Annotated in this window: 9 protein-coding genes; all 9 read right to left on the minus strand. The window is 66.7% G+C overall.

Features of this window, described 5'->3' with window-relative positions; all coding sequences use genetic code 11:
• The coding region (locus C100_RS29065; protein WP_031308730.1) for a conjugal transfer protein TraG N-terminal domain-containing protein at positions 1-1,655 on the minus strand (1,655 nt) is incomplete at its 3' end.
• Between the two features lie 16 nt (positions 1,656-1,671).
• Complete coding sequence (locus C100_RS29070; RefSeq protein ID WP_024018550.1) at positions 1,672-3,093, minus strand: conjugal transfer protein TraH; 1,422 nt, start codon at positions 3,091-3,093, stop codon at positions 1,672-1,674.
• 46 nt (positions 3,094-3,139) lie between these two features.
• Positions 3,140-3,724 (minus strand): hypothetical protein, encoded by a 585-nt coding sequence (locus tag C100_RS29075; protein WP_024018551.1) that lies wholly within the window; start codon positions 3,722-3,724, stop codon positions 3,140-3,142.
• The gene (locus C100_RS29080; RefSeq protein ID WP_052028231.1) at positions 3,721-4,563 is read right to left on the minus strand and encodes a conjugal transfer protein TraF; all 843 of its coding nucleotides are present in this window, start codon (positions 4,561-4,563) and stop codon (positions 3,721-3,723) included. Before C100_RS29080 ends, C100_RS29075 begins: the two co-directional genes overlap by 4 nt.
• Before the next feature lie 32 nt (positions 4,564-4,595).
• Positions 4,596-5,192: a S26 family signal peptidase gene (locus C100_RS29085; protein ID WP_024018553.1), complete on the minus strand. Its 597-nt coding sequence runs from the start codon at positions 5,190-5,192 to the stop codon at positions 4,596-4,598.
• Positions 5,164-5,985, minus strand: a complete 822-nt coding sequence (locus C100_RS29090) for a type-F conjugative transfer system pilin assembly protein TrbC (RefSeq protein ID WP_024018554.1) — start codon at positions 5,983-5,985, stop codon at positions 5,164-5,166. The genes C100_RS29085 and C100_RS29090 overlap by 29 nt, the downstream gene beginning before the upstream one ends.
• A gap of 31 nt (positions 5,986-6,016) precedes the next feature.
• Entirely contained in the window at positions 6,017-7,111 is a 1,095-nt protein-coding gene (traN, locus tag C100_RS29095; RefSeq protein WP_024018555.1) for a conjugal transfer protein TraN, read from the minus strand.
• Complete coding sequence (locus tag C100_RS29100) at positions 7,111-9,057, minus strand: hypothetical protein (RefSeq protein ID WP_024018556.1); 1,947 nt, start codon at positions 9,055-9,057, stop codon at positions 7,111-7,113. The genes traN and C100_RS29100 overlap by 1 nt, the downstream gene beginning before the upstream one ends.
• Positions 9,054-9,287 (minus strand): hypothetical protein (locus tag C100_RS48535; RefSeq protein ID WP_161633893.1); only part of this gene is annotated, 234 nt, incomplete at its 5' end. The genes C100_RS29100 and C100_RS48535, both read right to left, overlap by 4 nt.

Genomic DNA, 9,287 nt, shown 5'->3' on the forward strand with positions numbered 1-9,287 from the left:
CCTCCCGAACCTGCCGCACCGCCGCCTTGCTCTCCAAGATAGCGGCTCGCCGCGCCGAAGGACCGGTTGGCGCCGAAGGTCGACCGCTCGCCAAAATCACCGAAGCTGGATGAGGAAGTCGCGCGCGCCATGGTGCCCGAAGCGCCTGCCTGTGCTTCGAGCGCGCCGGCATATCCCTCGCGTGTGCCGAGCGGGGCGGCTGCCGCCGTGCCTTGGCCCTGGACCCCGAGAGCACCGCTGGTGAAGGCAGTGAACACGTTGCCGCTGAACCGGAACACCGTGAACACGAAGGCGCCGGCAAGACCGGCGGCGGCCGTCCGGAAAGACCCGAAGATCGCCAGCGCTTTCATCGCGGCGGACGGCGCCAGCATCCAGGCATTGGCCGCGACATTGTTGGAGCGCATCTCGGCCAGCACATCGGTCGCCCGGCCAAGGGTGAGCTGGTAGATGCCGGCATCGATGACGCCCCAGAGCGCGACGAACACGAACAGACCGAGCGCGAAGCTCGCGACCCGCAGATTGATCGGGGTGAGGATGAACAAGAGCGCCACCGGCATCATGAAGAGCATGATCCCGAACACCGTGGCGCGGATGGTCGGCATCCACTCGTTCGCGGTGGACATAGTGGCAAGACCACCGGAGACCACGGCGCGGTTGGCCATGACGCGGGCGGCGGTCGCCGGACTGTCCTCAAACAGCACGTCGCCCACCGTATTGCCGAGCAGGACATTGGTCAGGAACTGCTGGAGCGACTGCGGCGCATCCATCATTATCTGCCCCATCTCGCCGAGATTGGCGCGGCAACGCTGAAGCTGGGCGGCATTGGCAATGTCATAGCCGGTGCGGGTGCAGACCTGCGCGACATAGCTGTCGAACAGCGCCGGTTCGGAGAGGCGCGTCGCAATATGCTCCCAGGCCTCGTTGCAGCTCACCGTCGTCCCGGCTTTATCGGTGGAGGAGTAGACGGTGCTGAAGGTGGCCGGCCCTGCCATCGCGGCGAAGGCCGCGGGCAAGTCCGTGGTCGTGCGGAAGAGCTGATCGTCGTCGACCCCATAGGCCGGGGAGACACGCGCGACCGGATAGCATTGCCGGACATAATCCTTGATGGTCGCATCGAGGAATGTGTCGGTCATGGGGCCGCGGGGTGACGCGGCATTGAGGAACAGGTCGAACGAGTGGCCACCGGCGCCAAACTCCAGCTTGGCGTTGGGATCGGTGGTGTTGTCGTCGATGACCTCGGCCAGCGCGCGTTCCATCATGTTGGTCATGCCCGCGACCAGCACGATGAGGTTGGGGACGTCGCCGACCGGCTGATAGGCGTTGCGCACCCGGTCATAGACATGGACCGTGCCGGTGGTGGCGACGAGACCGACGAACAGGCCCACGCCGATCAGCATCTGGAACCCGAAGGCGACAAGGCCCATGCCTTGCCCGCGCACGCTGGCGAGCAGGACGCCGAGCGCGATGCCCACGACCGCGACGATCAGCACCAGCGTCTCATAGCGTGGATCGCCGAAGATCATCGCGACCAGACGGAAGGCGTCCACGGTCTCGGCGAAGCCGTCATAGGTGTGGAAGCTCGTATCGATCGCCATGGCGGGCGTGGCGGCGAAAACAGCGAACATAGCAAGAAGGCTGCGAACCAGACGGGTCATGATGCTCGGCTCCGGGTCAGCGGTTGCGGTTGGCGGCCGCGCCGGCGGCATCGCGAGCATCGCGGTCACGCTGGCGAACGACCCCGGCATAGTTGGCCGACAGGTTCGCCTGGCTGAGCGCCGCCATATAGGATTGACGCATCTGCGCGCGCTGGCGCAGCACCTCCTCGCGCAGCCCGCCGAGTTGCTCGATCCCCTTGGCGAGAATGCGGGTCTGGCAGGCCTTGGCGTTCCCCGCATCACCGGCGCCGGCCGCGTTCACACCGCGCTCGGCATTGGTGACGGCAAAGTCTATCGACCGGGTGAGATCGTTGAGCATCTGATAGGCGAGCGTCAGCGCGACCAGTTCGTCGGTGTCGCCGATCACGCTGTCGACGACGCCTTGCCGGACACCCCATTCGAGCAGGCGATAAACCGGCAGCGTGCGGACATTGGCGACGAACTGCTTCTCTTCGGCCGTCAGCGCCGAGCGCGTGCGGATCTTCAGCGCGATCGAGTCCATGCGGGCACGGGCCAGGACCAGTGCACCTTTACCGCTGCCATCGACCGCACAGTCGGCGGAGGTCGGCGGCACCGCGATCGCGCGCTTCTGAACCTTGCCCGACAAGAAATCGTCGACGCTCTCGGTGTCCTGGCGCGGACAGGCGGGAATGGCGGTGAACAGCGGCACCTTGTCCGCCGGGTCCCAGCGCATATAGACGTCGCCGACGCGGGCGCGCATCACACCTGCCCAGTCGAAGGCGCCGACGCGCGCTGCGGCATGAGCGAGCAGCGAGCCGGTCTTGAAGATCTCGGTGACCTCGGCCGGGCAGTTCTCCAGTGCATCGCGCAAGTCCTCGGTCGGGTTGCCCTGGTTGGCCTGGATCTTCTCGCGGCTGTCCTGATAGCTTTTCGAGAAGCCCTCGCGCACGGACTTGTAGCCGGTCATCTCCTCGATGATGCCCGACATATTGTCGTCGCCTTTGGCGATCTGCACCATGCGGTTGGCGAGCCGACAGTCGTTGACCTGGATCGAGTTCAGGAAATTGGTGGCAGCCTCCATCTTCGAGATGATGTTGCCCATCTTCTCGTCGAGCGTTTCGAGCAGATATTGGAACGCCACGGCGGGAGCGGCTTGCAGGATGCTTTCGAGCTTCTGCACCAGATAGTCGGGATCGAGGAACGACATTCCGCCCAGGAACATGTCGATGCCGCCGCATCCGGCGCGCACCTTGGGCAGGGTCACGCTCATCAGATAGTCGTTATGGACGTCGACCCGGCCCGACATGCCGCCCGCGGTCACATAGCCGCGGGTCTGGTCCTCGAAGCTGCCAGGCGAGGTGTAGGTGACATTGTCGAACCAGCTCTCCGCCCAGCTTTGCGCGGAGGCGGGTGTAGCGGTCGCGGCGATGGCGACGGAGCTGGCGAGCAAGGTCAGGCAGGCGCGGAGTTTCGCCATGGCGGGCTTCCTTTTCGAGACGAAGCGAAGAACTGGCCCGCCATGCTCAGTGTCCTCGCTTGCTGGGATTGGGGCGCGTGGGATCACCCACGATCCCGGTGAACTTCGCCATGCCGCGCACGCCGACCGCGGGCTTCACGCCCGTCAGCATCTTGGCAGCGAGATAGAGATTGCGCGCAAGGTTCGGCGCGTGGTCGGTGCCGATCGCGATCGGCACGATCCGGTTCGGATCGGACACCGGGCGCACCCAGGCGACCGGATGACCAACCCAGGGCAGACCCAGGCGCCCGGAACGCAACATCGCTTCCTGGCCGCCGATGGTGCGGATCTGCCAGCCATAGCGGCGGCCGAGCGATCCGAGCTTGGTCCAGAGATCCGCGCAGGGGATGCAGCCGGGCGCCGTGCTCATCTCGACAATATAGGCCGGGGCCTGTCCGGTGAGCGTCTCGGCAAAGTCGGGGGGCCAGTCGCGCGTCACCGGCACACGGCCGAGCCATTCGCGCATCGCGGCCTCGGTTGCGACCGGGTGGATGGCCGCGCGCATCGCCTGTTCGCGCGTGACCGGCTGCGCCGCCGCAGCCGGGATCAGCGCGATCGAAGCGAGTAATGCGAGCGCAGCCCGGCCGGTCATCGCTGCGGGTCCACACTGGCGCCGACCAGATCACCGCCGAGCACGCGCGGATCGGTGGCTGACACCGGGCCGTTGGCGAGCGCGTCGAAGAACCCGTCCTCTTCGCCCGCGCCGGTCATGAACTGCTCGGGGCGGATGTCGCCCGCCAGCAGCCGCACCGCCTGATAGGCCATCTGGATGAGGTTGGGATAGGCTTCGACCCCGCTCGCGATCACCATGCGCTGCTGGCTGTTTCTGCGGATGATCATCGTGGTCGGCGTCACCTCGACCCCGAACCGCTGCGCCAGCTCGGGCCTCCGGTCGATGTCCATCAGCGTGACCTGCCAGCCCATCTCCTCCTGGAAGCGCTGGACGATCGGCCACTGGACGCGGCAGTATCCGCAGGTCGAGCGCGAGAACATGACGAGCGCATATTCATTGGCGCGGCCACGCAGATATTGCCGCCGGACCTGGTCCTTCTGTGCCGAGAGCTGGTCGCGTGCTTCGCCGACCATCGGATTGGCGGACTTGGCGTTGAGTTCCGGATGCTGGAGCATGGCGATCTGGGTGACGCCGGCAAAGGCGCGCGCCTTCCTCCGCGCAAAGTCCTGCAAGCGCCAGAAGTCGGCGACCGCATCGACCGTGAGCACGGTCGCGGCATAGTCGCGCTGCTGCTCGATCAGCTTGCGGATCTTCGGCGGCGTCCAGGTCGCCAGTTCGGCCATCGGAGGGATGGCGGGCTTCACCAGCGCATCGGGGTCGTTCGGCACTTGGGCGGGCTTGGGCGGCGCCTGATACCACCAATAGCCGGTTCGGCGCTCGTCGTGCTGCTGTGCCTGCGCGGCGGAAGCGACGAGCATGGCGACCACCGCCAGACTGGATGAGAGCCGCTTCACAGCAACTTCTCCATCCGGCGCAGGCGGTCGATCTCGACCGGACCATAATAGCGGCTGTCGAACCCGCTGACATGCGAAGAACCGACGAAGATAGTGCCTGGCAGGATCTGGCCGTTGTCGGGCTGCCAATGGTCAAGCTCCTGTCCATTGTGGCCATAGGGCTTGCTGACGCCGAGCAGGCGCTCGTTGCAATAATACCAGCCATCCCATTTGCCCGGCGTCATCGACGGCTTCTCGATCATCGAGATGCGGTCGCCGGGCAGGCAGAGCGCATATTTGGTGACGGTCACCGGCTTGGGACCGGCAAGCGGGTGCGACAGCGTGAACGAGACAAGATCGCCACGCGCGATCGGTCCCGGCGCTTTGCGGATCAGATAGGCCTCGACCGACGGGCTCATGACGATCGTCACCTGCGGCAAGGCCCAGAAGGTCAGGAGGCCGATCGGCAGGACGATGCCATAGGCCTTCCACAGTTGCTCCGGGCGTGGCGGCTGCCCGAGACCGGCGCTTCCAAGCGCGACCGCCGCCTTCAGCGGCAACTCCCTGAGTTCGGACCAGCCCGCCTTAGCGGCCCTGTAAGCGAGCCTGAGCATCGCGCACCTCCTTCTTGCCGCCGAGGCGGGCATATTCTTCGAGCAAACCGGAGAGTGCGGCGTCGCCATAAATGACGTGGGCCGCGCGCGGGCTGTCATCCTCGCGCTCGCAATAGGGCAGCGCCGGATCGCCGGGGACCATGGCGAGCGCGGGCACGCGGGCGACGCCGTGCTGGCGGAAGACCAGCGGATCGACGATGAGCTGGACGTCGCGCATCGCGCAGGCCGGGCCTTCGCAGCCCGGATCGAGCCGAAGAACCTCGGCCGAGAGCTTCGCCATCGGCGCGACCTTGGCGAGCCCACCCGGCATGCCGCGGAAGGCGAGGATGCCGCGCGCCTTTTCGAGCTGCGCGGCATAGGTGCGCAGCGTCGTCACCGGCATGGACGAGGATACGAACAGCACCGGCACCCAGCCTTGTTCCACGGCCGTCTTCCTGATGCCGGCGACCGCGTCCATGTCGGGGGCTTCAAGGCCGAGCGCCTGTCCAAGCCGGCGCGCCATCGCTTCCTGTTCGGCGGCGAGGGCTTCGACCGATTGCCGCTGGGCATTCCGCGCGCGAGCCTCCATCTCGGGCGAAGTGACCCGTTTGCGCAGGCTATCGAATGCGCGGCGGCGCGTGTCCTCCGATGGGGTGGGCAGTGCGGTCGGTCCCCGCGCATCGGCATCCTGCTTTCGCGCCTCGGTTGCGTTCCTGAGGCGGTCGAGCGCCGCGTCGCCCTGCGCGGCCGCCCTTTCGCGCGCGTTTTCCGGCGCCGGGGTTTCCTGCGCGAGCGCGGATGCGGGTATCAGCATCAGCGCTCCGGCGCCGAGCAGGGCGCGCGTGCTAATGCCCGATGACGTCCATATAGGCATCGATCTTGTCCTTCATGTCGATCTGGATGTCGGCCTGGGCACGGGCCTCGATTTCGGAATAATATTCGGAGAGGTCCATCTTGCTGAAATCCAGCGCCTGGAATTCCTCCGGCGTGAAGCCGCGGCAATAGGGCTGCTTGGGTGTGCCCCAGCCGAGCCCGTTGAAGCTCTTGAGTTGGGGTCGGCCCTGTTCCTGGATGATGCGGCCGAGCTTGGTGTTGAAGCAGCAATGGCCGCGGGCCTTCTGAACGCAGATGCCGAGAATCTTCGAGGAGCAATAGCTGCCGACCTCGTGGCACATGCCCGAGCCGCGCAGCATGCCAACCTCCATGTCCTGCTGGTCACAACCGCTAAGGAGGAAATCCATCATGAAATTGATGGCGAGACTGATCGCGATCGAGGTCGGATCGATGCCGACGATGATCGCGTTGGCGCCCGCGCTCGCGGCCTGGCCGGCGGTCGCGCCCGCCTTGAAGGCCGTGAACGCCGCTTTCATGCCGGTGAACACGCCCTTGGCGACCGCGATTTTGGTGCCGATCGACGAGATCGACCCGCCCATGCCGTCCTTGACGATCTTGCCCTTGTCCTTGCAGCAGTTGGAGAAGGTGGTGCGCAGGCCCGCCGGACGGCAGCGCGCCGCGCGCCCCGAGAAAATCTCGATATTGCCGAGGCAGGCGCCATCGGCATCGACCGCGCCATCTGCCGGCACGCCGGGATCGTCGGGCACGGGCTCGTCCTCGATCGGGGTCACCGCGAGGTTGGCACATTGATTGGGCGAGCAGGCCGGGCCACCATCCTGCGGCAGGCAGGCGAACTGCTCGCCCAGCGGGCAGCTATAGGCGCCGTCCTGCTCCTGCACGCACGAGACCTTCTGCAAGGGGCACTGATATTGCCCGAGCGAGGTAATCTCGCAGGCGGCGGTCTCGCCAGGATCGTCGGCATCGCCATTCCCATTGAGGTCGGCCGCGCACATCTGCGTGGCCTGCGCCAGGGCGGGCGTGGTGGGCATTGCCACGGACAGGGCTGCAAAGAGCCCGGCGATCAGAGGGAGGAAGGTTCGGCGCATCAGCGGGACTCCGAGGTGCAGATCATGTCCGCGCCGCCGAGCCGCACCGTCTGCATCATGACGATCGCCTCGGGGAAATCGTCCAGACAACCGCAGTCGGACACCAGCTCCTCGCCGTCGCCCAACGGGCAGATGTCGGCGCCGGCGCTGCCGCGCGTGCAGGCATGGTAGAAAGTGTCCCAACCGATGGGCGCGTTCTGGCGCGCGCCGACCACGCCATCGGGCGCGACACCCGTGTTGGCCTTGGGGGCGCGGGTCTTGCAGATCGGCTCGCAGGCCGGAACCGAACCACGGTCGGGAAGCGCGAACGAACGCGACGATGCGGCATAGCCGCCGTCTTTGGTCTTCACCCGGTCAGCCAGCAGCGTCTCGGTCGAATGATCGATGATATAGGCGCCGCGGCTGAGATCGGGCTGCGGCAGGACGCCGGTGTCGATCGTGCAGCGATAGCGGCGGTCGCGCTCGAACCAGGGCCGGACCAGGCTGAGCGAACAGGCGCTGCTTTCAAACAGGCGGGTCTGGGGCAGCGGCGTCAGGCCGGTGCCGACCCCATTGCGGAAGGTCTGGACGCCGTCGACAGCCTCATCATGAAGCTGGCAATTGGCATCGGCGGCATAGCCCGCGCACGTATCGATGAGCCGTTCGGTCGGATTGCAGCTCAGATCGAGCGCCGCGTCGATCCGCGCCGACACCTCGCCTTCACCGCCGACCGCGACCCGAACCCAGATCTCGTGCGATCCCTTGGTGAGGAAGGGCTTCAGGTCGAGATTGGGGGTGCCATACCAGGTCCGTCCGCGTTCGCATTTGCCGGGCGGCAGTCCGCTTCCGGTCCAGCCGCCGGGATCGGCGTGGATGAGCGCCCCATCCACCCGGACCTGCACCCAGTCGTCGAAGAGAATCTGCGAGAGCCGCGCCGAGACGAGGCGATCGGGATCGCCGACATCGAGCGTCATCCGAAAATCATGGATGCGGCAGCTTCCGCCGCTCAGGCTGTCGTCGCGCGGCGATCCCAGCAGGAACGCGCGCGTGTCCGGCGTATCGGCGTGGGTTGCGTAGCCGCCCGAGGTCCGGGCGATGATTGCGTCAGCCGTGACCGCCTCGAGCTTCACCTCGCGCCGGATCGTGCAGGCGCGGATCTGCTCGGCCTTGCCCATGCCGGCGGGCGAGCCCTTCAATGCCTGGAACACGCTGTTGCCGGCCGCGAGCGACGCGGCGTCGCCCTGGATCTGGGCGGGATTGGCGCGATAGACCGTCTGGGCGAGCGATGGATTGGGAGCACACGCCGTCGATTGCGCGCCGGTGTAGCGAATGATCGGGCCGTCGATCGCTGCCTGCGCCACACCAATACGCGGATCGGCCGAGGTCAGCGCGCCAACCACGCCGCCGCCGATGTCCTTCAGCGTCGCGGCCATATTGCCCCAGACCAGATTGCTGCCGCAGCTATTGTTGACGCAGTAGCAGCCGGCGAGCGCGGTCAGGTCGACCTCGCTCAGCTTGAGATCGCCCGCGCCCGAGACATCCCATTTATAGCTGCGGCATTGGTTCCAGGTGCCGGGCTGGCAGGCGATCACCCCATTGGCGCAGATACCCGACACCGGCACCGGCAGGGTGAGCGTCTGGTCGAACGAACCGTTGAGATCCTTGTCGCGGCTGATGCGCAGGTTGGTGATGTCACCCGTGGATCCCGGCTGCGCGAGGATTTCGAGCAGGGTCGAGGTCGTCTGGCAGGCGAGCGTCGGGTTGAAGCTCTTGGTCCCGTCGACGGTCGTGATCGCCTCGCCGGCGAGCCCGGGCGTCACATAGTTCTTCTGGAGCGCCTCGCTGTCGGCGCTCTTCTCGCGCGCGGCCTGTGCGGCGGCACGCGCGCGTTCCTCCATGCTCTGGGCATGCGCCGAGATCGGCATCACCAGCGCGGTGGCGAGCAAGGCAAGCGCGCGCAGCTTCATAGCAGGCGCTCGGATGTCGAGCGCGACCCAAAGGCGAAGCGCAGCATGTCTCCCGCCCGGAAATAGGGCGATCCGGGCGGGAGTATCCGATAGACAGCTTGCCCCTGGAAGGTGGTCAGCACGGCCGCGACCGGGGCGACGGTGAGAGGGGTGCTCGCCGGCCCGGCAGGGAGACCGGCGACCGTGCTGACCGGGGGTGGAGCGGCGGCGCAGGGGGCTGTCACCGCCGC

The organism is Sphingobium sp. C100, from assembly GCF_000508185.1.
Lineage (GTDB): Bacteria > Pseudomonadota > Alphaproteobacteria > Sphingomonadales > Sphingomonadaceae > Sphingobium.

Coding starts and splice junctions, on each gene's coding strand:
- C100_RS29070 (WP_024018550.1), bottom strand. CDS start 3,093: ATGGCGAAACTCCGCGCCTGCCTGACCTTGCTCGCCAGCTCCGTCGCC.
- C100_RS29075 (WP_024018551.1), bottom strand. CDS start 3,724: ATGACCGGCCGGGCTGCGCTCGCATTACTCGCTTCGATCGCGCTGATC.
- C100_RS29080 (WP_052028231.1), bottom strand. CDS start 4,563: ATGCTCGTCGCTTCCGCCGCGCAGGCACAGCAGCACGACGAGCGCCGA.
- C100_RS29085 (WP_024018553.1), bottom strand. CDS start 5,192: ATGCTCAGGCTCGCTTACAGGGCCGCTAAGGCGGGCTGGTCCGAACTC.
- C100_RS29090 (WP_024018554.1), bottom strand. CDS start 5,985: ATGCTGATACCCGCATCCGCGCTCGCGCAGGAAACCCCGGCGCCGGAA.
- traN (WP_024018555.1), bottom strand. CDS start 7,111: ATGCGCCGAACCTTCCTCCCTCTGATCGCCGGGCTCTTTGCAGCCCTG.
- C100_RS29100 (WP_024018556.1), bottom strand. CDS start 9,057: ATGAAGCTGCGCGCGCTTGCCTTGCTCGCCACCGCGCTGGTGATGCCG.